This is a genomic window from Nguyenibacter vanlangensis (assembly GCF_013376155.1).
In the GTDB taxonomy this organism is placed as follows: Bacteria; Pseudomonadota; Alphaproteobacteria; order Acetobacterales; family Acetobacteraceae; genus Gluconacetobacter; species Gluconacetobacter vanlangensis.
Genome location: NZ_JABXXP010001261.1, coordinates 1 through 538 on the forward strand (window position 1 = coordinate 1; position 538 = coordinate 538).

Consider the following 538-nt stretch of genomic DNA (forward strand, 5'->3'; position numbering starts at 1 on the left):
CATCCTGATGCGCAACGGCGGGACGCTGCCCGGCCGGCGCGTCGTCGTCGCGGGCGCCGGGCCGCTGCTCTTTTCCGTCGCCCATCAGGTGATGGAACTGGGCGGCCGGGTCGTGGCCGTCATCGATTCGGGGCGGCGCGGCGACTGGCTGCGGCTGGCCGCCACCCTGGCATGGGACCCGGCACGCCTGCGCCTGGCCGCGCAATGGATGACCCGCCTGCGCCTGGCCGGAATCCCGATCCATCATCAGGCCCGCATCGCCGCCGTCCATCCGGCGGAAGACGGATTGTCCGTCACGATTTCGGGCACGATTTCGGGCACGGTCGCGGGGACCGGACGGCAGGGAACGGCGGTCCGCCACTATGGCGCGGATGCCGTGGCCTGCGGTCACGGCCTGAAACCCACAACCCTGCTGACCCGCACCCTGGGCGCGCGGCACCGCTTCGATGCGGCCGGCGGCTATTGGGAGCCGGAAACGGACCCGTCGGGCCGCACCGGCCGGACGGGCCTCTATGCAACCGGAGACGCCGCGGGCATT

The 538-nt window shown here is 72.7% G+C and carries 1 protein-coding gene; it reads left to right on the forward strand.

Annotation, left to right across the window (positions count from 1 at the left end; genetic code table 11):
• A partial coding sequence (locus HUK84_RS22485) for an NAD(P)/FAD-dependent oxidoreductase (RefSeq protein WP_176642078.1) occupies window positions 1-538 on the forward strand: 538 nt, incomplete at both ends.